Source organism: Actinomycetota bacterium, from assembly GCA_035765775.1.
Classification (GTDB): domain Bacteria; phylum Actinomycetota; class CADDZG01; order JAHWKV01; family JAOPZY01; genus DASTWV01.
The window spans coordinates 1-23520 of the sequence record DASTWV010000041.1 but is presented as its reverse complement, the minus strand read 5'-3'; the positions used below and the strand labels follow the sequence as shown (position 1 = coordinate 23520).

25 protein-coding genes are annotated in these 23520 nt (G+C 71.0%); 19 read left to right on the top strand and 6 right to left on the bottom strand.

Annotated features, from left to right (window positions below; translation table 11 throughout):
- Positions 1-157: 157 nt before the first annotated feature.
- From ilvD to VFW71_08900, 3 genes are all read right to left on the bottom strand, one after another.
- Positions 158-1855, bottom strand: a complete 1698-nt coding sequence (gene ilvD, locus VFW71_08910; protein HEU5002885.1) for a dihydroxy-acid dehydratase — start codon at positions 1853-1855, stop codon at positions 158-160.
- 118 nt (positions 1856-1973) lie between these two features.
- Positions 1974-2351 carry a twitching motility protein PilT gene (locus VFW71_08905; protein ID HEU5002884.1) on the bottom strand — a complete coding sequence of 126 codons (378 nt, stop codon included), beginning with the start codon at positions 2349-2351 and terminating at the stop codon, positions 1974-1976.
- Entirely contained in the window at positions 2348-2635 is a 288-nt protein-coding gene (locus VFW71_08900) for a hypothetical protein (protein ID HEU5002883.1), read from the bottom strand. Before VFW71_08900 ends, VFW71_08905 begins: the two co-directional genes overlap by 4 nt.
- A gap of 23 nt (positions 2636-2658) precedes the next feature.
- On the opposite strand from VFW71_08900, the gene VFW71_08895 reads away from it, so the two are divergent.
- Positions 2659-3159 (top strand): DUF427 domain-containing protein, encoded by a 501-nt coding sequence (locus VFW71_08895; protein ID HEU5002882.1) that lies wholly within the window; start codon positions 2659-2661, stop codon positions 3157-3159.
- A gap of 256 nt (positions 3160-3415) precedes the next feature.
- Here the strand turns inward: VFW71_08895 and VFW71_08890 are convergent, their stop codons facing one another.
- A complete protein-coding gene (locus VFW71_08890) occupies positions 3416-3859 on the bottom strand; it encodes a nuclear transport factor 2 family protein (GenBank protein HEU5002881.1) in 444 nt (147 codons plus the stop codon).
- Positions 3860-3915: 56 nt separating this feature from the next.
- Between VFW71_08890 and VFW71_08885 the strand changes: the two genes are divergently transcribed.
- The 17 genes from VFW71_08885 to VFW71_08805 all read left to right on the top strand — a co-directional run bounded on the left by VFW71_08885 (position 3916) and on the right by VFW71_08805 (position 20879).
- Complete coding sequence (locus VFW71_08885) at positions 3916-4554, top strand: MOSC domain-containing protein (GenBank protein HEU5002880.1); 639 nt, start codon at positions 3916-3918, stop codon at positions 4552-4554.
- Positions 4555-4763: 209 nt separating this feature from the next.
- On the top strand, positions 4764-6539 hold the full coding sequence (locus tag VFW71_08880; protein ID HEU5002879.1) for an acetolactate synthase large subunit: 1776 nt from the start codon (positions 4764-4766) through the stop codon (positions 6537-6539).
- Positions 6536-7048 carry an acetolactate synthase small subunit gene (ilvN, locus tag VFW71_08875; protein ID HEU5002878.1) on the top strand — a complete coding sequence of 171 codons (513 nt, stop codon included), beginning with the start codon at positions 6536-6538 and terminating at the stop codon, positions 7046-7048. The genes VFW71_08880 and ilvN overlap by 4 nt, the downstream gene beginning before the upstream one ends.
- 40 nt (positions 7049-7088) lie before the next feature.
- Entirely contained in the window at positions 7089-8084 is a 996-nt protein-coding gene (gene ilvC, locus VFW71_08870; protein ID HEU5002877.1) for a ketol-acid reductoisomerase, read from the top strand.
- Positions 8085-8215: 131 nt separating this feature from the next.
- The gene (locus tag VFW71_08865; protein ID HEU5002876.1) at positions 8216-9748 is read left to right on the top strand and encodes a 2-isopropylmalate synthase; all 1533 of its coding nucleotides are present in this window, start codon (positions 8216-8218) and stop codon (positions 9746-9748) included.
- Positions 9749-9753: 5 nt separating this feature from the next.
- Positions 9754-11034, top strand: coding sequence for a 3-isopropylmalate dehydratase large subunit (locus tag VFW71_08860; GenBank protein HEU5002875.1), 1281 nt, complete (start codon positions 9754-9756; stop codon positions 11032-11034).
- Positions 11031-11537, top strand: a complete 507-nt coding sequence (locus tag VFW71_08855) for a 3-isopropylmalate dehydratase small subunit (GenBank protein HEU5002874.1) — start codon at positions 11031-11033, stop codon at positions 11535-11537. The genes VFW71_08860 and VFW71_08855 overlap by 4 nt, the downstream gene beginning before the upstream one ends.
- Positions 11534-12565, top strand: a complete 1032-nt coding sequence (locus VFW71_08850) for a 3-isopropylmalate dehydrogenase (protein HEU5002873.1) — start codon at positions 11534-11536, stop codon at positions 12563-12565. Before VFW71_08855 ends, VFW71_08850 begins: the two co-directional genes overlap by 4 nt.
- A complete protein-coding gene (gene cimA, locus VFW71_08845) occupies positions 12562-14172 on the top strand; it encodes a citramalate synthase (protein ID HEU5002872.1) in 1611 nt (536 codons plus the stop codon). Before VFW71_08850 ends, cimA begins: the two co-directional genes overlap by 4 nt.
- Before the next feature lie 5 nt (positions 14173-14177).
- Entirely contained in the window at positions 14178-14648 is a 471-nt protein-coding gene (locus tag VFW71_08840; GenBank protein ID HEU5002871.1) for a hypothetical protein, read from the top strand.
- A 121-nt stretch (positions 14649-14769) separates the two neighbouring features.
- Positions 14770-15690, top strand: coding sequence for a type IV toxin-antitoxin system AbiEi family antitoxin domain-containing protein (locus VFW71_08835; GenBank protein HEU5002870.1), 921 nt, complete (start codon positions 14770-14772; stop codon positions 15688-15690).
- A gap of 115 nt (positions 15691-15805) precedes the next feature.
- Complete coding sequence (locus VFW71_08830; GenBank protein HEU5002869.1) at positions 15806-16180, top strand: S1 RNA-binding domain-containing protein; 375 nt, start codon at positions 15806-15808, stop codon at positions 16178-16180.
- 51 nt (positions 16181-16231) lie between these two features.
- Complete coding sequence (locus tag VFW71_08825; protein HEU5002868.1) at positions 16232-16711, top strand: DUF501 domain-containing protein; 480 nt, start codon at positions 16232-16234, stop codon at positions 16709-16711.
- Between the two features lie 8 nt (positions 16712-16719).
- Positions 16720-17643 (top strand): Ppx/GppA phosphatase family protein, encoded by a 924-nt coding sequence (locus VFW71_08820; GenBank protein HEU5002867.1) that lies wholly within the window; start codon positions 16720-16722, stop codon positions 17641-17643.
- A gap of 3 nt (positions 17644-17646) precedes the next feature.
- Complete coding sequence (locus VFW71_08815) at positions 17647-18501, top strand: peptidylprolyl isomerase (GenBank protein ID HEU5002866.1); 855 nt, start codon at positions 17647-17649, stop codon at positions 18499-18501.
- A gap of 71 nt (positions 18502-18572) precedes the next feature.
- Positions 18573-20042 (top strand): MFS transporter, encoded by a 1470-nt coding sequence (locus tag VFW71_08810; GenBank protein ID HEU5002865.1) that lies wholly within the window; start codon positions 18573-18575, stop codon positions 20040-20042.
- A 24-nt stretch (positions 20043-20066) separates the two neighbouring features.
- Entirely contained in the window at positions 20067-20879 is an 813-nt protein-coding gene (locus VFW71_08805; GenBank protein ID HEU5002864.1) for an alpha/beta fold hydrolase, read from the top strand.
- 20 nt (positions 20880-20899) lie between these two features.
- On the opposite strand, the gene VFW71_08800 is transcribed toward VFW71_08805, so the two are convergent.
- A complete protein-coding gene (locus VFW71_08800; GenBank protein HEU5002863.1) occupies positions 20900-22333 on the bottom strand; it encodes an NAD(P)/FAD-dependent oxidoreductase in 1434 nt (477 codons plus the stop codon).
- Between the two features lie 106 nt (positions 22334-22439).
- On the opposite strand from VFW71_08800, the gene VFW71_08795 reads away from it, so the two are divergent.
- A complete protein-coding gene (locus VFW71_08795) occupies positions 22440-22745 on the top strand; it encodes a Rieske 2Fe-2S domain-containing protein (GenBank protein ID HEU5002862.1) in 306 nt (101 codons plus the stop codon).
- Here the strand turns inward: VFW71_08795 and VFW71_08790 are convergent.
- The coding region (locus VFW71_08790) for a glycoside hydrolase family 16 protein (GenBank protein ID HEU5002861.1) at positions 22746-23520 on the bottom strand (775 nt) is incomplete at its 5' end. It abuts the gene before it with no gap.

Below are 23520 nucleotides of genomic sequence, written 5' to 3'. Positions count from 1 at the left end.
CCTGCTAGCACGATTCCTTTGGACGGCGGCCTAGGAAAAGCTAGGACTGCGACCTGGACCGCAGGCCGCCGGGCCCGCAGAGTGCCGTCCGCTTGGGGGAGTGGACCGGCTCCGCGGGCCTGGCGGCTGCGGCACTGGGCTTTTTGGTTTCGAGGCCTCAGTGCGTCGTGACCGCACCCAGCGATGCTGAGCTCACGATCCTCGAGTACTTCTCCAGCGCTCCCCTCGGGTAGCGGGGCGGCGGCGGGGACCAGGCCGCCCGGCGACGGGCCAGCTCGTCTTCGCCCACCAGGAGGTCCAGGCGCCGCGACGGGGCATCGAGCACGATCTCGTCGCCGTCGCGCACCAGGCCGATCGGGCCCCCCGCCGCCGCCTCAGGGGCGACGTGGCCCACCGAGAAGCCGTGGGTCCCGCCGGAGAACCGGCCGTCGGTGATCAGGGCGACGTCCTTGCCCAGGCCGGCGCCGTAGATCGCCCCGGTGACGGCCAGCATCTCCCGCATGCCGGGGCCGCCGACCGGGCCCTCGTAGCGGATGACCACCACGTCGCCCTTGCCGATCTGCCCGCTGATGACGGCGTCGAAGGCCGCGGCCTCGTCGTCGAAGACCTTGGCCCGGCCCCGGAACGAATCGCCTTCCATCGCCGACGCCTTGCACACCGCCCCCTCGGGGGCCAGGGACCCCTTGAGGATCACGATGCCGCCGGTCGGGCGGATGGGGTCGGCGACGGCATGGACGATGGAGCCGTCGGCTTCCGGGGCGCCGGCGTAGTTCTCGGCGATGGTCTTGCCGTTGACGCACAGGCAGTCGGCGTGCAGGTGGCCGCCTTCCAGAAGCTGGCGCATGACGAGGGGGACGCCGCCGACCCGGTCGAGGTCGGCCATGACGTAGCGCCCGCCGGGCTTGAGGTCGGCGATGTAGGGCACCGTGCGGGAGATGCGGTCGAAGTCCTCGATGGCCAGCGGCACGCCCGCCTCGTGGGCGATGGCCAGCAGGTGCAGCACGGCATTGGTGGACCCCCCGGTGGCCATGACCACGGTGATGGCATTCTCCAGCGACTTGCGGGTGACGATGTCGCTCGGGCGCAGGCCGGAGTGGAGCTGGTCGACGACGCACATGCCGGCGGCGAAGGCGGCCTCGGCCCGGCGCTCGGAGATGGCCGGCGGCGAAGCGCTGCCCGGCAGCGAGAGGCCCATGGCCTCGACGGCGCTCGCCATGGTGTTGGCGGTGAAGTGGCCGGCGCAGGAGCCCTCGCCCGGGCAGGCGTTGGACTCGAGCTCGTGGAGCTCGGCGTCGGTCATCTTGCCGAGGGCGTGGGCGCCGACCCCCTCGAACACGTCCACAATGGTGACGTCGCGGTCCTGGAAGCGCCCGGGCATGATCGTGCCCCCGTAGACGAAGACGGCCGGCAGGTTGAGGCGCACCGCGGCCATCACCATGCCGGGCAGGCTCTTGTCACAACCGGCGATGGTGACCACGCCGTCCAGGCGCTCGGCGTGCACCATCAGCTCGACGGAGTCGGCGATGACCTCCCGGGAGATCAGCGATGCCCGCATGCCCTCGGTGCCCATCGAGATCCCGTCGGACACGGCGATGGTGGTGAACTCGATCGGGTAGCCGCCCGCCTCGTGCACCCCGGCCTTGGCCCGGTCGGCGAGCTTGTCGAGGTGCAGGTTGCACGGGGTGACCTCGTTCCACGAGGAGGCGACGGCAACCAGGGGCTTGCGGAAGTCGTCGTCCCGCATCCCGACGGCGCGGAGCATCGCCCGGGCCGGGGCGCGCTGGGGGCCCTCGGTCACGTCGACGGAACGGGGCTTCAGCCGAAGGTACTCGTCGTCACGGTCCCTCTCACTCATCGTGGGTGCTCTCCTTGCCCTGCTGGTCAGCGGTCGATATCCGGACACTAGTGTGCCAAAAGGCGGGCGGGGGCCGGCGCGGGAGGGTGCCCGGGGCGGCGTGGAGCAGCCATCGCCCTCACGGTCGCACGAGCACGATGTCACGCCCAGCGGCCCGCACCAGGGGCGCGAGGTCATCGGCATCCGAGGTAACGATCCAATCGCCATCCGCGCACAGGGCGACCAGCGCAGCATCGATCACGTCCGCCAGACCCGTGGCCCGAAGAAGTTCGCCGGCCGACCGTCCCAGAGTCGCGTCGAGGGGGTGAACCTCGAGCGTAAGAAGCAGCGCAGCCAAGCGGGATGGGCGCTGACCTCCCCGCCATACCTGGCCAACAATGCCCCCGTGCGTTGCCAACCCGTCCCCGCGCTGCCGGGCCTCCCACAAACGCCGCCACATGGGTCGTTCGTTCCGCTCAAGGGCAACCAGTGCTCCGGCGTCGAGCACCAGATTCATGCCGAAGCCGGGCGATCCTTGGAAGCGACGCGGATCGCCGATCCGCGGTCGCTGCGCGCCTGGGCTTCCATCTCCTCCTCCGTGATCGCGCCATGCTCCGATTCGTAGTCGGCGAGGACGGCGTCCAACGCGCTGAGGCGCCGATCGTGGGCCACCTTGGATGTAAGCGCGTCATTGACCCATGCGCTCAGCGAACGGGCTGTGCCGGTCGCCACCGCCCGGTTACCCACCTCGACGAGGGCGGCGTCCAAAGTCAAGGTCACCCGCTTCTTGGCATTGCTCATACTTTGATCATACTATTGGCCCTGTGCGCCGACCCGAGCCACTCCCCATCGCCCCCGGACAGGAGTCCGTCTGGGACTACCCACGGCCCCCTCGCCTTGAGCGGACGACCAAGCACATCGTGATCGTCCTCGGCGGCGAGACCATTGCCGAGACGAGCGATGCCTTCCGCGTCCTGGAGACCAGCCACCCGCCGGTCTACTACCTGCCGCCCTCGGCGTTCGTCGCCGGCGTCCTCACCCCGGGACGCAAGCACGGCAGCTACTGCGAGTGGAAGGGGTGGGCCTCCTACTTCTCCGTGACCGGCGGCGGGCGCACCGAGCACAACGCCGCCTGGGCCTACGCCGAGCCGAAGGACCCGTACGCCGACATGGCGGACCATGTCGCCGTCTACGCCAGCCCGATGGACCGCTGCGCCGTGGACGGCGAAGTGGTGGAGCCGCAGCCGGGCCGGTTCTACGGTGGCTGGATCACCGGCGACATCGTCGGCCCCTTCAAGGGCGTGCCGGGCTCGATGCTCTGGTAGGCGGGCATCCCAGATCCTTCAGGCAGAGCCGGTTCGTGCCGAGGTTGGTGAGGCGGCTCTGACTCGAAATCGCATATCGCTCCTCGGTCGTCCGCGCCTCGGTAGGCAAGAAAGGACCCTGGCCATGGACAGGTCCGGGCGAGCACGGACTGAACCGGGACCGAGGTCAAGAGCGCGTCTGTCTTTGCCCTGCGCGGTGGGGATCCCGACGCGCACCGTGAGCCCCCGCCGGGAGATCTCGCCGACAGAGCAGCAACTACCCGGCCGCCTCCGGGAAGGACTGCCTCTCGGGAGTCGAGGCGTCCGGCGTGGAGAAGTGGGCCTGGGCCACCTTCCAAGCCCCGGCGTCGTCTCGGAGCAGCACCAGGCTCAGGCGGATCGGGAAGCGCAGCTGCTCGGCGCCCGCCGTCACCTCGACGGTCACGCCTCCCGCCATCCAGGCGACGGCGCCCGACGCCGAGACCGAGGTCCACTCAAGCGTGAGCGAACGGGCCTCGGACTGTTCCATGTCCCGGTCGAACTGGGCCCTCGCCTCCGCCGGACCCCGGCGGACCTCGTCGGCGGCCGTGCCGATCATCACCAGGCACGGATCGTCGACCAGCAGGCCAGCGACAGCTTCGGCGTCACCGGCCTCATACACCTTGAGCAAGCGCTGCACCGCGTCGTGGACCGCCGCCGCCGTCGCCTCGTCAGCCTGCATGGTCACCCTCCCGTTCGAGCCTTGGAACCCGGAGAAACCCGGCGCATACTCGGTCCATGAAACACCTGAGCCGCCTCGAGTTGGAAGCCGGGCTGGGCCACATCCGGGCCTCCCCCACCCCCGATGGGACCCTCGCGCTCATCGTCCGCCGGCCGGCGACCAACGAGCGGGAGACCGTGGGTGCCGCGGTGCTGGACGCCGAGGTGGGACTGATCGGCGACAACTGGCTGGTACGGGGATCCAAATCCCCGGGTGGCTTGGCCAGCATTGACCACCAGATCACCGTCATGAACGTCAGGGCCGCTGCCCTGGTGGCTGCCGACGCCGGCCGGCGGCAGCTGTGCGGCGACCAGCTCTACGTCGACCTCGACCTCAGCGCCGAACGGCTGCCGGCCGGGTCGCTCCTGGCAATCGGCGGCGAGGTGGTGCTCCAGGTCAGCCCCGAGCCCCATCTTGGCTGCATCAAGTTCCGGGAACGCTTCGGCACCGACGTCCTGGCGTTCGTCAACTCGAAAGTGGGCCGTGCCGTGCGCCTCCGGGGGCTCAACGCGCGCATCGTTGCCGGCGGTGCGGTTCGCCTGGGCGACCCGGTCACTGCCCTCCCTCCGGCCGACGCCTGGCCCACCCCGGCGCCCACCCTCCGGGGCGACCCTCTTGACGAACCGAGCATGTTCCAGCACAATGCAAGCGGATAACCGTCGCTTGAGGAGTGACATGACGCGCTCGTTTGTTTCGGGAAAGCACCCATACCTGCCGGGCGGGGACGGCCGCAGCATCCTCCTCCTTGTATGCACGTAGCGCGCGCCTCAGGCCAGCAGCGTGCGCTACGAAACCTCTCGGACCGAGAGGTTTTTTGTTTGATGGAATACCCCACTAGTCGTCGGAGGCAGACGTGAGCAACGAGATCACCGGAGCCCAGGCCCTCATGCGGGCGCTCGAGGCCGTCGGCACCACCACCATCTTCGGCATCCCCGGCGGGACGATCCTGCCGGCCTACGACCCGCTGCTCGACTCGCCGATCCGCCACATCCTCTGCCGCCACGAGCAGGGGGCGGCTCACGCCGCCGACGGGTACGCCCAGGCATCGGGCCGGGTGGGGGTCTGCATGGCGACCTCCGGCCCCGGGGTGACCAACCTGGTGACCGGGCTGGCCTCGGCCTACATGGACTCGGTGCCGGTGGTGGCGGTCAGCGGCCAGGTCACCCGGGCGGCCATCGGCGGCGACGCCTTCCAGGAGTGCGACGCCACCGGGATCACGCTGCCGGTCACGAAGCACAACTGGCTGGTCATGGACCCGGGCGAGATCGCCCAGACCATCGCCGAGGCCTTCCACGTCGCCTCCACCGGGCGGCCCGGGCCGGTGCTGGTCGACATCCCCAAAGACGTCCTGCAGGCCCGCTTCCCCTACGCCGAGGCGGGGCCGGTCAACCTGCCCGGCTACCAGCCCAAGGTCAAGCCGAACCTGCGCCAGATCAAGGAGGCGGCCAAGCTGATCCTGGCCAGCGAGCGGCCGGTCATCTACGCCGGCGGCGGCATCATCAAGGCCGGGGCGGCCGAGGACCTGCGCCGGCTGGCCGAGCTGGCCGGCATCCACGTCGTGACCACGCTGATGGCCCGGGGCGCCATCCCCGACGCCCACCCGCTGTGCCTGGGCATGCCCGGCATGCACGGCAACTACACCGCGGTGAGCGCGCTGCAACGCTCCGACCTGCTGATCGCCCTCGGCCCCCGCTTCGACGACCGGGTGACCGGCAAGCTGGCCGCCTTCGCCCCGGTCGCCAAGGTGATCCATGCCGACATCGACCCGGCCGAGATCTCCAAGAACCGCCACGCCGACGTGCCGATCGTGGGCGACGCCAAGCTGGTCATCCAGGAGCTGATCGCCGTCCTGGAGGCGGAGCTGGCCACCCGGCCGATGCCGGACTACAGCGCCTGGACCGGCCAGCTGACCGACTGGCGCACCCAGTTCCCCTACCGCTACCACCAGCCCGAGGGCGGCCTGATCAAGCCGCAGTACGTCATCGAGCGCCTCGGCCAGATCACCGACGGCAACGCCATCTACGCCTCGGGCGTCGGCCAGCATCAGATGTGGGGGTCGCAGTTCATCAACTTCAGGCGCCCCCGTACCTGGATCAACTCGGGCGGCCTCGGGGCGATGGGCTTCGGCGTGCCGGCGGCGATGGGGGCCAAGGTGGCCATGCCCGGCGACGAGGTGTGGTGCATCGACGGCGACGGGTGCTTCCAGATGACCTGCCAGGAGCTGGCGACGATGGCCTACGAGAAGATCCCGGTCAAGATCGCCATCGTCAACAACGGCTACCTGGGCATGGTCCGCCAGTGGCAGGAGCTGTTCTACGCCGAGCGTTACTCCGAGGTGAAGTTCGGCTGGGACATCCCCGACTACGTGCGCCTGGCCGAGGCCTACGGCTGCGTCGGGCTGCGGGCGGAGTCGGTGGACGACGTCGACGCCGTCATCGAGAAGGCCCGGGGCATCGACGACCGCCCGGTGGTCATCGACTTCCGCTGCGACCCCTTCGAGAACTGCTACCCGATGGTGGCGGCGGGCGCCTCGAACGACGACATCATCATGGGCCCGGAGTTCGAGCGGGACCACGAGAGAGTTCATGAACCCCAAGGCGACATGCTCTACGACCCTGAGCCCCCCGAGGAGGACGCGTGAAGCACACCGTTTCGATCCTGGTCGAGAACAAGCCCGGTGTGCTCACCCGGGTCTCCAGCCTGTTCTCGCGCCGGGGGTTCAACATCCACTCGCTGGCGGTCGGGACCACGGAGAGCCCGGGCGTCTCCCGTATGACGGTGGTGGTCGACCTGCCCGACAAGCCGCTGGAGCACGTGACCAAGCAGCTGCACAAGCTGATCAACGTGCTGAAGGTCATCGAGCTGGAGCCGGGGTCGTCGGTGGTGCGCGAGCTGATGCTGATCAAGGTGCACGCCGAGTCCGCCACCCGGGGCCAGGTCTTCGAGCTGGCCGAGGTGTTCCGCGCCAACATCGTCGACGTCACCAGCGACAGCGTGACCGCCGAGATCCTCGGTCCCCCGGATAAGCTGGCGGCCTTCGAGGACCTGGTGCGCCCCTTCGGCATCATCGAGCTGGTCAAGACGGGCCGCATCGCCCTCGGGCGGGGCACGCGGGGCATCTCGGACCGCCAGCTCCGAGCCGCCGTCTAACCGTTACGCCGTACCGTCAGGGGAAAGAGGACAGACCGCCATGGCCACCATGTATTACGAAGCCGACGCCGACCCCACCGTCCTGTCCGGGCGGCCGATCGCCATCCTCGGCTTCGGCTCGCAGGGCCACGCCCACGCGCTGAACCTGAAGGACTCGGGCTTCGACGTCCGGGTGGGCCTGCGCGACGGCTCGGCCTCGTGGGAGAAGGCCGAGAGCCAGGGGCTGCGGGTACTGGAGACCGCCAAGGCAGCGGCCGAGGCCGAGGTGGTCATGATGCTGCTGCCCGACCAGCACGCCAAGGCGGCCTACGACGAGGCGATCGGCCCCAACCTGCAGCCGGGCAACGCCCTGTTCTTCGCCCACGGCTTCAACATCCACTTCCGCCGCATCCAGCCGGCGCCCGAGATCGACGTCTGCATGGTGGCCCCCAAGGGCCCCGGCCACCTGGTGCGCCGGACCTACACCGAGGGCATCGGCACGCCCGCGCTGGTGGCGGTGCAGCAGGACCCGAGCGGCAATGCCAAGCAGACCGCCATCGCCTATGCCTACGGCATCGGCGCCACCCGCGCCGGGCTGATCGAGACCACCTTCGCCGAGGAGACCGAGACCGACCTGTTCGGCGAGCAGGCCGTGCTGTGCGGCGGCCTGACCCGCCTGATCGTCAACGGGTTCGAGACCCTGGTCGCCGCCGGCTACCAGCCCGAGGTGGCGTACTTCGAGTGCTGCCACGAGGTGAAGCTGATCGTCGACCTCATCTACGAGGGCGGCCTGGCGAACATGCGCTCCTCGATCTCGGACACCGCCGAGTACGGCGACCTGTCCCGGGGCGACCGCATCGTGGGCGCCCCCTCCCGGGAGGCCATGGGCCAGCTGCTGGCCGACATCCGCAGCGGCGCCTTCGCCGACGAGTTCGTGGCCGAGTGCGACGCCGGCTCGCCCAACTTCAACGCCATGCGGGCGGTGGCCAACGACCACCAGATCGAGCAGGTCGGCGCCGAGCTGCGGGCAATGATGCCGTGGTTGAAGAGGCGATAACTGTGCTCCACACTGTGACGTGGTTGCTGCTCTCCCTTCGGGAGCCTCGGGCGCTGCCGTAAGGAAACGCCCGAGGCTTGACCGCAAGGCCCGTCGCAGCATTCACACGCACACGAGGAGACCTGACCACCATGCCTGACCACGTACGCATCTTCGACACCACCCTGCGCGACGGCGAGCAGTCGCCCGGCATCAACCTGTCTGCCAAGGAGAAGGTGGAGATCGCCACCCAGCTGGCCCACCTGGGCGTCGACGTCATCGAGGCCGGCTTCCCGATCAACTCCCCCGCCGAGTTCGACGCCGTGGCGGCGGTCGCCCGCACGGTCAAGGGGCCGGTCATCGCCGCCCTGGCCCGCATGGTGCCGGGCGACATCGACCAGGCCTGGGCATCGATCAAGGAGGCGGAATCCTGCCGGATCCACACCTTCATCGCCACCTCACCCATCCACATGGAGAAGAAGCTGCGGATGAACGCCGACCAGGTGCTGGCGGCCGCCATCGCCGGGGTGACCCGGGCCCGGGGCTACACGCCCGACGTCGAGTTCTCCGCCGAGGACGCCACCCGCAGCGACCCCAAGTTCCTGGCCCAGATCTACTCGGCCGCGATCAAGGCCGGGGCGACCACGTGCAACGTGCCCGACACCGTCGGCTACGCCCTGCCGCACGAGTACGCCGAGCTGTTCCGCTACCTGATGGAGCACGTCGAGGGGGCGGAGGGCGTCATCTGGTCCACCCACACCCACGACGACCTGGGCCTGGCGGTGGCCAACGCGGTCGCCGGCGTGGGGGCGGGGTGCCGGCAGGTCGAGGGCGCCATCAACGGCATCGGCGAGCGGGCGGGCAACTGCTCGATCGAGGAGGTCGTCATGGCCATCCACACCCGGGGGTCCTCGCTGGAGGTGGCCACCGGGGTGGACACCACGCAGATCGTGCGCACCTCGCGGCTGATCTCGATGCTGACCGGGTACCCGGTGCAGCCCAACAAGGCGATCGTGGGGGCCAACGCCTTCGCCCACGAATCCGGCATCCACGCCCATGGCGTGCTGATGGAACGCACCACCTACGAGATCATGGACGCCACCTCGGTGGGCTGGGACTCCAACCGCATCGTGCTGGGCAAGCACTCCGGGCGGCACTCCTTCGCCAAGACGCTGGCCGACCTGGGCTACGAGCTGACCGGCGAGAACCTGGACCGGGCGTGGGCCCGCTTCCGGGACCTGGTGGACCGCAAGGTGCAGCTGACCGACGCCGACCTGGTGGCCATCGTCACCGACGAGCTGTCCCAGGTCGAGGACGTCTACGCGCTGGAGTCGATGAGCGTCGCCGGGGGGACCCACCTGTCCCCCACCGCCACCGTGCGGGTGCGCCACAACGGCCAGGTGATCGAGGAGTCGGCCCTGGGCGACGGCATGGTGGACGCGGCGTGCAGCGCCATCCGGCGGGCGGTCGGCGTCGAAGCCCGGCTGATCTCCTTCAACGTCGGGGCGATCACCGGCGGGACCGACGCCCTGGGTGAGATCACCATCGGCATCGAGATGAACGGCAACTTCTACACCGGGCGGGGGGTGGCCACCGACATCGTCGAGGGGTCGGCCAAGGCCTACGTCAACGCCATCAACCGTGCGGTATCGACCAGCCCCTCGCAGAAAGTGCAGGCGCCATGAGACCAATGACGGTTACCGAGAAGATCCTGGCGCGGGCCGCGGGGCGGGAGTCCGTTGCGCCCGGCGACCTGATCATGGCCAGGGTGTCCCTGGCCATGGCCAACGACGTCACCGCCCCGATGGCGGTGGACTCGTTCCGCCAGATCGGCGTGCCGAAGGTGTGGGACAAGGACCGGGTCGCCCTGGTGCCGTCGCACTTCGTGCCCTCGAAGGACATCGCCTCCGCCTCGCTGATGCAGCGCATGCGCGCCTTCGCCCGGGAGCAGGACATCACCTACTTCTTCGAGATCGGCCGGGCCGGCATCGAGCACATCCTCCTGCCCGAGGAGGGCCTGGTGGCGCCCGGTGACGTGGTCATCGGGGCGGACTCGCACTCGTGCACCTACGGGGCGGTCGGGTGCTTCTCGACCGGCGTCGGGTCGACCGACCTGGCGGGCGTGCTGGCCACCGGCGAGATCTGGCTGCGCGTGCCCGAGACGCTGCGCATCGTCTACTCCGGGAAGCCGGGCAAGTGGGTGGTGGGCAAGGACATGATCCTCAAGGTGATCTCGGAGATCAGCGACGACGGCGCCCTGTACATGGCGATGGAGCACACCGGCGACACGATCGCCACCCTCTCGATGGAGAGCCGGCTCACGCTGACCAACATGGCCATCGAGGCCGGGGCCAAGTCCGGCATCGTGCCCGCCGACGAGGTGACCGTGGACTACGTCCGTAGCCGCCAGCAGGCCCACGGCCGGGAGCGTCCCTTCCCGGTCGATGCGTCGGACGACGACGCGGTCTTCGCCCGCACCCTGGCGATCGACGTCGCCGCCCTGGAGCCGATGGTCTCGCAGCCGTCGCTGCCCTCCCGGGCGGTACCGGTGTCCGAGGTCGAGGGCCAGGAGGTGGACCAGGTGTTCATCGGGTCGTGCACCAATGCCCGGATGGAGGACCTGCGCACCGCGGCGGCCATCCTCGACGGGCGCAAGGTGCATCCCTCGATCCGGCTCATCGTGATCCCGGCGACCCAGGACCTGTACCAGCAGGCCCTCCGGGAGGGCCTCATCCAGGTGTTCGCCGACGCCGGCGCCGCCATCTCCGCCGGGGCGTGCGGGCCGTGCCTGGGCGGCTACATGGGTGTGCTCGGCCCGGGCGAGCGCTGCCTGTCCACCTCCAACCGCAATTACCGGGGCCGCATGGGCCACCGGGACGCCGACGTCTGGCTGGCCAACCCGGCTGTGGCGGCGACCACGGCGGTCACCGGCCGCATCACCCACCCCGAGAACCTGGGAGCACTGGTATGAGCACGATTCAGGGCAAGGTCCACCGGATGGGGGCGAACATCGACACCGACGTGATCATCCCGGCCCGCTACCTGACGACCACCGACCCCAAGGAGCTGGCCAAGCACTGCATGGAGGACCTGGACCCGCTGTGGGTCCAGCGGGTCAACCCGGGCGACATCATCGTGGCCGAGGACAACTTCGGGTCGGGATCGTCCCGCGAGCACGCCCCGGTGGCCATCAAGGGGGCGGGGATCGCGTGCGTCGTGGCGTCCACCTTCGCCCGGATCTTCTACCGGAACTCCATCAACGTCGGCCTGCCGATCGTCGAGTGCCGGGAGATCGTCGAGGTGACCAAGGAAGGTGACCAGCTGGAGGTCGACCTGGTCTCCGGCACGGTGACCAACCTGACCCAGGGGATCACCGCCCAGGCGGTGCCCTTCCCCGAGTTCATGCGGTCGATCATCGAAGCCGGCGGCCTGGTGCCGTACCTCCGGGCGAAGCTGGGGGTCGACGCGGCGTGAGTTCTGCGCGGCGCTCACACCGGATCGGGGTCATCCCGGGGGACGGCATCGGCCCCGAGGTGACGGCCGAGGCGATGCGGGTCCTGTCGGCGGTCGGCGAGGCCGAGGGGTTCTCGCTGGAGACCGTGGACTACGACCTCGGTGCCGATCGCTACCTGCGCACCGGGGAGGTGCTCCCCCGGTCCGTGCTGGAGGAGCTCCCGGCGTTGGAGGCGGTCCAGATGGGGGCGGTCGGCGACCCCCGGGTGCCGCCCGGGGTGCTGGAGGGCGGCCTGCTGCTCGCCCTGCGCCAGCAGCTGGACCTCTACATCAACCTGCGGCCCTCGAAGCTGTTCGACGGGGTGGCCTCGACGCTGGCCGGGGTCACCCCCGAGGACCTCGACATCACCATCGTCCGGGAGAACACCGAGGGCCTCTACGCCCGCCGGGGCTCCGCCGGCGGCGGCGGGGAGCCGGCCACCGAGATCTCCGTCAACACCGACCGGGCCATCCGGCGCTGCGTGCGCTACGCCTTTGAGTTGGCACAGGCGGCCGGGCGGAGCCTGACGCTGGTCCACAAGATCAACGTCTTGGAGCGGGCCGGCGGTCTGTGGAAGTCGATCTTCGACGAGGTGTCAGCGACGTACCCCGACGTCCCCACCGCCTACCAGCACGTCGACGCCTGCGGCTACCTCATGGTGACCCAGCCCCGGCGCTTCCAGGTCATCGTCACCGACAACCTCTTCGGCGACATCCTCTCCGACCTCGCCGCCGGCCTGGTGGGCGGCCTCGGCCTGGTGGGCAGCGGCAACCTGCGCCCGGGCGAGCTGTCGGTCTTCGAGCCGGTGCACGGCTCCGCCCCCGACATCGCCGGGCAGGGCAGGGCCAACCCGATCGCCGCCGTCATCTCGGCTGCGCTGCTGCTGCGCCACCTCGGTGAGGCCGCCGGCGCCGCCCGGGTGGAGGCGGCCGTGGCCGCGGTGGCGGGCAAGAGCCCGGGACTGTCCACCCGCCAGATCGGCGATGCCCTGGTGGAGGCCTGCACATGAACCCCGGGCGCCGGGTGGACCTGTACGACACCACCCTGCGGGACGGCACCCAGCGCGCCGGGATCAGCGTCTCGGTGGAGGACAAGCTGCGCATCCTCGGCCGGCTGGACCGCTTCGGGGTGCCGTACGTGGAGGGCGGCTGGCCAGGCTCCAACCCCAAGGACGCCGAGTTCTTCGCCCGGGCACAGTCCCGCACCCTGGAGACCGCCACCCTGTGCGCCTTCGGCATGACCCGCCGGCCGCTGGTTTCCTGCGACGAGGACCAGCAGTTGGCCGCCCTGGTGGAGGCCGGGTGCCCGGTGGTGTGCATCGTGGGCAAGAGCTGGACCCTGCACGTGCGGGAGGCGCTGAAAGTCTCGCTGGACGAGAACCTCGCCATGGTGGCCGAGTCGGTGGCCTGGCTCACGGCGCACGGGCGGCGGGTGTTCTTCGACGCCGAGCACTTCTTCCAGGGGTACGCCGACGACGCTTCGTATGCGACGGCTGTGGTGCAGCGTGCCGCCGACGCGGGGGCCGAGGTGGTGGTCTTGTGCGACACCAACGGCGGGACGTTGCCCCACGAGGTGGCCGCCGTGGTGTCGTCCATGGTGGAGCGCCTGCCGGTGGCGGTGGCCGGCCACTTCCACGACGACGCCGGGTGCGGGGTGGCCAACTCGCTGGCCGCGGTCCAGGCGGGAGCCTCGCAGATCCAGGGCTGCGTCAACGGGTACGGCGAGCGGTGCGGCAACGCCGACCTGCTGGCGGTGGCCGCCAACCTGCAGCTGAAGATGGGGATCCCGGTGCTGCCCGAGGGGCGGCTGGCGGAGCTGACCGACGTCAGCCGCTATGTCGCCGAGGTCTTCAACCAGCCCCCCGAGACCCACCGGGCCTACGTGGGCAACTTTTCGTTCGCCCACAAGGGCGGGCTGCATGTGTCGGCGGTGGTCCGCACCGCCCGGGCCTACGAGCACATCGACCCCAGCGACGTGGGCAACGACCGCCACCTGCTGACCTCGGACCTCTCCGGGGCCGCCACGCTGCGGGCCACCGCCGCCGCCCTGGGGCTGTCGATGGACCCGCCGGCGATCGCCTCGGCGCTGGAGCGGTTGAAGCGCCTCGAGTTCGAGGGGTTCTCGTTCGAGGCGGCCGACGGGTCGCTGGAGCTGCTCCTGCGCTCGGCCCAGGGCTGGCAGCAGCGCTACTTCACGCCGATCTCGTTCCGGGCCATCGTGGAGGAGGCCCCCGGCGCCTCCCGGGGCACGGCGGCGGCCGAGGCGACGGTGCGCCTGGAGATCGACGGCGAGCGGACGGTGGCGGCCGCCGAGGGCCAGGGGCCGGTGGACTCGATGTACCGGGCGCTGCGGGTGGCGCTGCGCCCGACGTACCCCGAGATCGCCGCCTTCCACCTGACGGACTACAAGGTGCACATCCTGGACCCGGCCTCGGCCACGGCGGCCAAGGTGCGGGTGCTGATCGAGACCACCGACCAGAGCGGGTCGTGGATGACGGTCGGGGTGTCGACCGACATCATCGAGGCCTCCTGGCAGGCACTGATCGACTCCATCGTCGTGGGCCTGCTGCACGCCCACGTGCAGCCGGTGGGATCCCCGCTCGCCCGGGCCGAGTAGACCCCGTGCGCGCCCGCCCGGCGTGGGGGTGGGTGGGGCTGGCCGTGGTGGCCCTGGCGCTCGCCGGGTGCGGGAACGCGGGGCCCGGGGCAGCCCGCGGGGCCGGGGGACGCCCGCCGGGCGCGACGCCTCCGGCCGCTACGGTCCGGGCCTCGGCCTCGGCCTCGCCCGCCGTGAGCTCCGGGATCCGGGGGACGGTGAGCGCCGGCCCCACGTGCCCCGTCGAACGGGTCGGGTCCCCCTGCCCCCCGGCCCCCGTGGTGGGCCGGGTGGAGGCCCGGACGGGCAGCGCCACCGTCGTGGCTTCAGCCCAGACCAGTGCCACGGGCACCTACAGCCTCAGCGTGGCGCCCGGGAGCTACACGTTGGTCGTCGTCGTGCCGGGCACGTTCCCCCGGTGCCCCGATACGGCTGCGGTGGTTGCTCCCGGTGCGCTGACGACCGTCAACATCGTGTGCGATACCGGCATCCGCTGACCTGAGCGGCACGGGGCAGAAACATGTGGAAACAGCCGCCAATATGGCGGCAGGATCCACAAGTTTGTTCCGACATGTACCCGGTTGCAGATATGCGATCGCCATGTATACACTTCTGCGCATGGTTGCAGATGTCGAGGCCAGGAAGCGCCCCCTTGCGCGGATCGCTGCCCGTCAATATGGGGTCTTCTCCCGCCAGCAGGCGGTCGACGCCGGGCTCAAGGCGGATGCCATCGCCTACCGGCTCCGCTCCGGGGCCTGGCAGCAGGTGCACCCCCGGGTCTACCGGATTGCCGGGGCGCCCATCTCGTGGAAGCAGAAGCTCATGGCGGCGCAGCTGTGGGGTGAGCCGGGGGCGGTCATCTCGCACGAGGCCGCCGGGGCGCTGTTCGCCCTGAGCGGTGTCCCGAGCGGGCGGGTCAGCATCATCGCCCACCGCACCGACGCTCCCGCTGCCATCCGGGTCCACCGGACCTGCACGCTGCTGGAGCGCGACTACGCCCCGCTCGGGCCGTTCGAAGTGACCGGCGTCGTGCGCACCTTGATCGACCTCGGCTCGGTCCTCCCGCCGGTACAGGTCGAGGCGGCTTTCGAGGACGCCCTCCGGCGGGATGAGGACCGGCTGGGCGCCATCATCGAACGCCTCAGTCGCTGCAGCCTTCGGGGGCCAGGAGGGGCACGGGTGTTGGCCGAGATCGTTGGGCGGCGGGACCCGGATGCCGCGTGCACCGAGAGCCTGGCGGAGACGAAGCTCGAGCATGCGCTCCGCGATGCCGGAGTCCCGATGCCGGTGCGCCAGTACTGGGTGCGCCGACCGGACGGCTCCCGAGCCCGCATCGACTTCGCCTACCCGGACCACCGGCTGGCGATCGAGTTCGAGGGCCTGACCTGGCACTACGGGCGGGAAAAGTTCATCCGGGACCGCCTGCGGGCGGCGGATCTCGCTGCCCTCGGGTGGCGGGTGCTGCCCATCGTCTGGATCACGCTCCTGGATCACCCTGAACTGGTGGCCGAGCGGGTGCGCCAGGCTCTCGCCGCCTAGGGTCCGTCTCGAGAGCCGGGGCGTTTGGGAGGAGTGTTCAGCACGGGCCACCCGAATCAGGTAGCAAACCGGGACACGATACAGTGGACGGCACAACAACCGTGCAGGGCAATGAGTGGGAGGGTACTTGGCAGAAGTAGGAGCAATTTCTGAGGGGACTGTTATTCGGATCGCAGATTTCGGTGCATTCGTTCAGCTCGGTGGGGGCGAAACCGGGTTGGTGCACATCTCGGAGGTCGACCGCAACTACGTGCGCAACATCCGGGACCACCTCCACGAGGGGGACAAAGTCACGGTCAAGGTGGTCGCCATCAAGGAGGACGGCAAGATCGATCTGTCGATCAAGCAGGCCGACCCCTCGTGGCAGGCCCACCCGCCCCGCAAGGGCGACCGGGACCCCGAATTCGAGGCCAAGCTGAAGCGGTTCATGCGCCAGTCCCAGGAGCGGCTTGCGGACGTCCGGCGCCACCGCGATTCCAAGCGGCCGTAAGCCCGAAACCACCTCCATGCGTGCCGCCCCCGGCGACGCGCGGCTGGATCCATGACACCTGACGATGCCGTGGCGGTCACCGCACAGCTGGGCCGGCCGCCGCGCGGCCAGTGGACCGTCGTCCGGCGGTGCGCCTGCGGGCTCCCCATGGTGATCGAGACCGCTCCGGCCCTGGCCGACGGCACCCCGTTCCCCACGCTGTGGTGGCTGACGTGCCGGTCGCTGGGCAAGTCAATCGGGCGCCTGGAGGCGGGGGGGTGGATGGCAGCCTGCAACCGGCGCCTCGCCGCCGAGCCCGACCTCGCCGCCGCCCTGGCGAGCGCCACCCAGGCCTATGCCGCCCGGCGGGGCCAGCTCCCGTTGCCGACCAATCCCCGGCGGGGCCACCCGGGCGGGGGCGGGACCCCGGGCGGGCGGGTCAAGTGCCTGCACGCCCACACCGCACACCAGCTCGTGGCGGGCGACAACCCGGTGGGGGCGGCGGTGCTCGCCGAGCTGGGCTGGGTCGAACCGGCGGTGCCCTGCGTATGAGCCCCCGGGTGGCCGCCATCGACGCCGGCAGCAACACCACCCGGCTCCTGGCAGTGGAGGTGGCCGCCGACGGGACGTTCACCGAGCTGGATCGCCGGCTGATCTTCACCCGCCTGGGCGAGGGCGTCGACGCCCATCGCCGCCTTGCGCCGGCGGCGATCGCCCGGACGGTGGCCGCCATCAAGGACTACACCGACCAGTGCGCCGCGCTCGGGGTGTCCCGGGTGCGGATCGCCGGCACCAGCGCGGTCCGGGAGGCCGCCAACCGGGAGGAGCTGCGCACCGCGGTGCGGGAGGCGACCGGCCATGAGCTGGATGTGATCCCGGGCGAGGAGGAGGCGGCCCTGTCCTTCGCCGGGGCGACCCGGGACCTCGGCGCGGGCCGCTACCTGATGTGCGACATCGGCGGCGGGTCCACCGAGCTGGCCGTGGGGAGGGTGCGGGCCCGGGCGGCGGAGGTCGAGCAGGCGGTCTCGCTCCCGCTCGGCGTCGTCCGCATGACCGAGCGCCACCTGCACCACGACCCACCAGGGGGAGCCGAGCTGTCCGCCCTGGAGAGCGACGTGCTGGCCACCCTGGAGGCCGCGGCCGGTACCCTCGCTGAGCCCGGAAACTCCATGCTGGTGGGGGTTGCCGGGACGGTCACGTCGCTGGCGGCCATCACCCTGGGCCTGGCCGCCTACGACCCCAAGGCGGTGCACGGGTCCTGGCTGAGCCAGGAGCAGATCAACGACCTCTACGCCTCGCTGGCGACGATGCCGCTGGCGGCGCGTGAGGCCATCCCCTCGCTGCCCCCGGGGAGGGCCGACGTCATCGTGGCCGGCTGCGCCATCCTGTCCTGCATCGCCGACCGCTGGTGCTTCCGCGGCGTCCGGGTGTCGGAGAAAGATATCCTTGACGGGCTCGTCTTCCAGATCACAGGAGATCACTGAACCGTGGGTAAAGCAGCCAAGCGCGCGCGCAAGAAGCAGGGACGGCGGGACCGCATCGCCGCCGAGACCAAGGCCGCCGAGCAGCGCCGGAAGCGCAACCTGAACATCGTGCTCGGGGTCATCGTGGTCGCCGCGGTCGCCTTCCTCGCCATCCACCAGCTGACCAAGAAATCGACGACCACGGTCTCCACCAGCGGCAGCCCGACCCCCGCCGCCACGCCCTCCCCCCTCTCGAGCCCGTCCACCGCCGCCTCGTCCGCCGCCACCACCACGGCCGCCTCCTGTCCCTCGGCGCCCAAGCCGGCCCAGGGCAACCACGCCACGCAGGCCTCACCGCCTCCCATGACGATCTCGAAGACGACCACCTATACGGCTGCCTTCTCGACCACCTGCGGCGATTTCGTGATGACCCTGGACGCCAAGGAGTCGCCCAACACGGTGAACTCGTTCGTGTACCTGGCCAAGAAGGGCTTCTTCAACGGGTTGGACTTCCACCGGATCTCCCACACCGCCAACGTGATCCAGGGGGGCGACCCGAACGGCGACGGGTCGGGCGGGCCGGGTTACACGGTGGTGGACCCGGTGCCCTCCAGCCTCAACTCGGGCACCTACGGATCCGGCCTGGTGGCCATGGCCAAGACCGGGTCCGACCCCAACGGCACCGCCGGCAGCCAGTTCTTCATCGTCCCGCCCGGGGTGTCCTCGGACATCGGGCCGGACTACGCGCTGCTGGGGAACGTGACCAGCGGGCTGGACGTCGTCGGCAAGATCTTCGCCGACATCCCCAGCGGCCAGGCGAGCTACGACGGGGCCCCGGCGGTGCCCGTGTACATCACCACGGTGACCGTCACGCCGTAGCGCCGGGGACCACCGCAGACCGGCCCCGAGTTGACTGGGGGCTGGGACTGGATGCCCGGCAATAATGAGACATGGCCGATGGTGCGGCGGCGCCCAAGGTCCGGATGGGCACACCGGCCGGGCGCTGGGTGGTGGCGGCAACCGTGCTCGGATCGGGCATCGCCTTCCTGGACGGCACCGTCGTCAATGTGGCGCTGCCGGCGATCAGCCGGAACCTGCACGGCGGGATCGCCGGCCTCCAGTGGACGCTCGACGCCTACCTGATCACCCTGACCGCGCTCATGCTGCTCGGGGGGTCGCTGGGCGACCTGTTCGGGCGCCGCCGGGTGTTCGTCGCCGGGCTGGCGGGCTTCGGGGCGGTCTCGGCCCTCTGCGGCGCAGCGCCGACCATCGGCGTGCTCATCGCCGGTCGGGCTCTCCAGGGGGTGGCGGGTGCGCTGCTGGTGCCCAGCTCGCTGTCCATCCTCTCCGCCACCTTCCACCCGGAGGACCGGGCCCGGGCGGTGGGGGCCTGGTCGGGCCTGGCGGGCATCTCGAGCGCGGTCGGGCCCTTCCTCGGCGGGTGGCTGGTGGACATCGGCTCGTGGCGCTACGTGTTCCTGATCAACCTGCCCCTCGCTGCCGCGGCGGTGGCGATCGCCCTCCGCCACGTCCCGGAAACCCGGGAGTCGGCCGCCGGCCAGCGGGTGGACATCCCGGGAGCGATGGCGGCGACGCTGGGCCTGGCGGGAGCGTGCTACGCGGTGATCGAGGGCGCCCGGCACTTCTCCGGCCTCGACGCCGCTGCCGGGGTGGTGGGCGGGGCGGCGCTCATCGCCTTCGTGCTCATCGAGGGCCGGCGCCCCTCCCCCATGCTGCCCCTCAACCTGTTCCGCTCCCGGCAGTTCAGCGGCGCCAACCTGGTGACGCTGGCGGTGTACGCCGGCCTGGGGGTGACCTTCTTCCTGGTGGTGCTGGAGCTGCAGATCGGGCTGCACTACTCCGCCCTGGCGGCGGGCGTGTCGCTGCTCCCGGTCACCGGGATCATGCTGGCGCTCTCCGCCCGCTTCGGCGCCCTGGCGCAGCGCACCGGGCCCCGGCTGCCGATGACGGCCGGCCCCGTGATCGTGGGGGCGGGCCTGCTGTGGCTGTCGCGGGTGGCCCCGGGGTCGCACTACGTCTCGACCGTCATGCCGGCGCTGGCGGTGTTCGGGTTCGGCCTGGCGATGACCGTCGCCCCGCTCACCGCTGCGGTCCTGGCGGCGGTGGACGACCACCACGTGGGCGTGGGCTCGGCGGTGAACAACGCCGTGTCCCGGCTGGCCGGCCTGCTGTCGGTGGCGGTGCTGCCCGCGGTGGTCGGGTTGCAGACCGGGAGTGCGGCGCTGCTCGGACCAGGCTACCGGGAGGCGATGGTGATCGCCGCGGGCCTGTCGGCAGCCGGGGGCATCATCGCCCTGGTGACGATCCGGCGGTCGGTGCCGGTGTCACCCACCACCCAGGCCTCGGTGGGGCAGTGCTGCCACCCGCCGGAGGTGGCCCACCTGGAGCCGGCGGCCTGAGGGCCGTTCCCGTAGGATCGCGGCATGCGGAGCGACATGGGCGGCGTCGGCATCGAGTTCGACGTCCACGGATCCGGCAGGCCCGTCGTCCTGCTGCACGGCTTCCCGGACACCGGCCGGTTGTGGCGCAACCAGGTCCCGGCCCTGGTGGACGCCGGGTTCCAGGTCATCGTGCCCGACCTGCGGGGCTACGGGCGCTCCGGCAAACCGGAGGACGTCGATGCCTACGGCATCCCCTTCATGCTGCAGGACGTGAGCGGCATCCTGGCCGCGGTCGGCGCCCCGCGCGCCCACATCGTGGGGCACGATTGGGGGGCCGCCCTGGCGTGGGCGTTCGCCCACCTGGCGCCCGACCAGGTGGACCACCTGGTTGCGATGTCGGTGGGGACTCCCGGAGCATTCGCCAAAGCCGGGTTCGCCCAGCGGGAGAAGTCCTGGTACATGCTGCTGTTCCAGTTCGCTGGGATCGCCGAGCAGTGGCTGAGCAGCAACAACTGGGCGAACATGCGGGAGTGGGGCGGCCACCCCGACCACGACGCCGTGGTCGGCGAACTGGAGGCGTCGGGGTCCCTGACCCCGGGGCTCAACTGGTACCGGGCCAACGTCCCGCCGGAGGTGCTCATCGAGGGGTTCCCCGATCTGCCGCCGGTCCAGGCCCCGACGATGGGGCTCTGGAGCACCGGGGACCGCTTCCTCACCGAGGCCCCGATGGTGGACTCGGGCGCCTACGTGGTGGGACCGTGGCGCTACGAACGGGTGGAGGGCGCCAGCCACTGGATGCAGCTGGACCGCCCCGACGTGATCAACCGGCTGCTGATCGACTTCCTGCCGGCGTAGCCGCCGGCTCAAGGGCCGGGCTACAGCCCGTACGTCTCCAGCAGGCGGAGCCAGATCTCGCTCAGGGTGGGGAAGCACGGCACCGCGTGCCAGAGCCGCTCGAGGGGGACCTGGCCGGCGATGGCGATGGTGGCGGCATGGACCATCTCGCCGACCGCCATGCCCACCATCGTCATGCCCACCACCACCCGGCGGTCCTCGTCCACCACCATCCGGGCGTGGCCCTGGTAGTCGTCGGCGAAGAGGCCGGCCCCGGACACGTTGTTGATGTCGTAGTCCACCGCCCGCACCCGCAGGCCCCGTGTGCCAGCCTCGGCCTCAGAGAGCCCCACCACCCCGATCTCGGGCTCGGTGAAGATCACCTGGGGGACGATGGCGTGGTCGGCGGTGGCCGCGAAACGGCTCCACGGCGCCGGGTCCCCCGCCGGGCCCTCGCCCTTCGACCGGGCGACGATCACATCGCCGCACGCCCGGGCCTGGTACTTGCCCATGTGGGTAAGGAGGGCCCGGTGGTTGACGTCGCCTGCGGCGTACAGCCACCCGCCGCCGGCGCCGGTGACCCGCAGGGTGTCGTCCACCGCCAGCCACGACCCGGGTTCCAGCCCGACGGTCTCGAGGCCGAGGTCGGCGGTGGCGGGCCGACGCCCGGTGGCCACCAGGAGCTCGTCGCAGGTCAGGGTCTCGCCGGTGGCCAGGTCCAGCGTGACCGGCCCGGTCCCCTCGCGCTGCACCCGGGTGGTCGAGACACCGGTGCGCACCCGCACGCCGCTGGCCTCCAGGCCGGCTTTGAGGGCGTCGCTGGCGAAGGGCTCGAGGGCGGGGATCAGGCGGTCCCCGGCCTGGAGGAGGGTCACCCGGGAGCCGAGCCGGCTCCAGGCGGTGGCCATCTCGCAGCCGACCACGCCGCCGCCCAGGATGCCGAGGCGGGGGGGCGCGGCCTGGGCGCCGGTGGCGTTGCGGCTGATCCAGGGCGACGCCTCGGCCAGGCCGGGGATGTCGGGGATCGCCGCCGTGGTGCCGGTGGCGATGGCGACCGCGTGCCGGGCGACCAGCTCGGCTGCCGGGGTGCCGTCCCGGGTGACCACCACCCGGCGCTCGCCCGCCAGGCGCCCCCGTCCACGGAAGAGGTCGATTCCCGCCCCGGCGAGCCACTCCTCGCCCCCGGCGTCCTTCCAGTCCTCGACGAAGGAGGTGCGCCGGGCGAGGACCTCTGCGGTGTCCAGCCTCCCCGTGACGGCCTCCCGGGCGCCCCGGACCGCCTTGGCCTCCGCCAGCGCGGCACCGGGGCGCAGGAGGGCCTTGGAGGGGATGCAGGCCCAGTAAGAGCACTCGCCGCCCACCAGCTCGGCCTCGACGATGGCCGCGCTCAGGCCGCCCTGGTGGGCCCGTTCGGCGACGTTCTCGCCGGTCGGACCGGCGCCGATCACCACCACGTCGTAGGTTCGTTCGTCCATCGGACCACCCTCTTCCCCGATTTTTTTCCCGGAAGGCAGCAGAATATGGCTGCTGGGGGAATCAACCAGGGGAGACCAAGCCCGGACGACGACAAGGAGCCCGCCCATGGAATTCGAGACGGTGACCAAGAAGATCGAGCTGCCGGAGGGCGACCTCGTCGCCTACGACGTCTGCGAGACCTGGGTCCTCCTGGCGGAGATCGACGGCGAGGTCTACGCCATGGGCGACCTCTGCACCCACAAGGGCTGCTCCCTCGCCAAGGGAACGCTGGAGGGGACGACCGTGACCTGCCCGTGCCATGGCTCGCAGTTCAACGTCACCAACGGTGAGGTCCTGCGGGGCCCGGCCACCGAAGCGGCGGCCAGCTACCGGACCAAGGTCGAACGGGGCGTGGTCTACGTCGAGGTGTAGTCAGCCGGCATTGGGCGTGTAGGAGTAGGCCGCGACCCAATCGATGTCCATGTCCACCTCGTTGGGGGTGCTGGCGTCCGGGCACGGGTCGTCGGCGTTGCCGCAGGTGCCCGCCTGGGTCTGCAGGTCCATTTCCATGGTCTCGCTCGGGACGCCGGGGTTGGCGATCGTCGCCCACACCCGGTCGTCCATCGTGAAGGCGAGCTGACCCGGGGTCCATTCGACGCCCAGGGTGTGCCATTTCGTGAAGTCGGCGGTCACAGTCCGGGCAATCTGCTGGTCGGACGGGCCGTAGTGCAGCGTGGCGGTGGAGTGATCGCGGGTGCCGCCGCCGTCCTCGCCGAAATCGATCTCGGGCGGCCAGATGTCGTTGGACGGCCACAGCAGCAGGACACCGGCGATGCCGGCGCCCCTGTCCATGCGGAAGCGGACCAGGTACTTGCCGTAGGTCTGGCGCAGGGCGGGGGCGCTGGAGACGCCGCCCGAGACATACCCGCCGGGGTTGGCCGGGTTGGCGTGCGCGGTGTCGCGGTAACTCTTCAGCTGCAGCATGCCGTTCTGGACGCCGACGTGGGACGGGTCCCACCAGCCGCCCTGGTCGCCGCCCGGCATGCCGGTGTACGGCCCCCAGGCGCTGCGGTTCAAGAACGAGCCCCGGAAGTCGTCGGTGAACACCTGCGTCCAGCCCGCCAGGTTGCCGGTGGGCAGGGCCTCACCGGAGGGCTCGTAGGAGGGCAGGGCGGGCGACGGGGCCTCGGTGGGGGACGGCGAGGCC

Bases quoted from the DNA above. Each gene is read 5' to 3' on its own strand.
- ilvD (HEU5002885.1), bottom strand. From the start codon at position 1,855: ATGAGTGAGAGGGACCGTGACGACGAGTACCTTCGGCTGAAGCCCCGT.
- VFW71_08905 (HEU5002884.1), bottom strand. From the start codon at position 2,351: ATGAATCTGGTGCTCGACGCCGGAGCACTGGTTGCCCTTGAGCGGAAC.
- VFW71_08900 (HEU5002883.1), bottom strand. From the start codon at position 2,635: ATGAGCAATGCCAAGAAGCGGGTGACCTTGACTTTGGACGCCGCCCTC.
- VFW71_08890 (HEU5002881.1), bottom strand. From the start codon at position 3,859: ATGCAGGCTGACGAGGCGACGGCGGCGGCGGTCCACGACGCGGTGCAG.
- VFW71_08885 (HEU5002880.1), top strand. From the start codon at position 3,916: ATGAAACACCTGAGCCGCCTCGAGTTGGAAGCCGGGCTGGGCCACATC.
- ilvC (HEU5002877.1), top strand. From the start codon at position 7,089: ATGGCCACCATGTATTACGAAGCCGACGCCGACCCCACCGTCCTGTCC.
- VFW71_08865 (HEU5002876.1), top strand. From the start codon at position 8,216: ATGCCTGACCACGTACGCATCTTCGACACCACCCTGCGCGACGGCGAG.
- VFW71_08860 (HEU5002875.1), top strand. From the start codon at position 9,754: ATGACGGTTACCGAGAAGATCCTGGCGCGGGCCGCGGGGCGGGAGTCC.
- VFW71_08855 (HEU5002874.1), top strand. From the start codon at position 11,031: ATGAGCACGATTCAGGGCAAGGTCCACCGGATGGGGGCGAACATCGAC.
- cimA (HEU5002872.1), top strand. From the start codon at position 12,562: ATGAACCCCGGGCGCCGGGTGGACCTGTACGACACCACCCTGCGGGAC.
- VFW71_08835 (HEU5002870.1), top strand. From the start codon at position 14,770: ATGGTTGCAGATGTCGAGGCCAGGAAGCGCCCCCTTGCGCGGATCGCT.
- VFW71_08825 (HEU5002868.1), top strand. From the start codon at position 16,232: ATGACACCTGACGATGCCGTGGCGGTCACCGCACAGCTGGGCCGGCCG.
- VFW71_08810 (HEU5002865.1), top strand. From the start codon at position 18,573: ATGGCCGATGGTGCGGCGGCGCCCAAGGTCCGGATGGGCACACCGGCC.
- VFW71_08805 (HEU5002864.1), top strand. From the start codon at position 20,067: ATGCGGAGCGACATGGGCGGCGTCGGCATCGAGTTCGACGTCCACGGA.
- VFW71_08800 (HEU5002863.1), bottom strand. From the start codon at position 22,333: ATGGACGAACGAACCTACGACGTGGTGGTGATCGGCGCCGGTCCGACC.
- VFW71_08795 (HEU5002862.1), top strand. From the start codon at position 22,440: ATGGAATTCGAGACGGTGACCAAGAAGATCGAGCTGCCGGAGGGCGAC.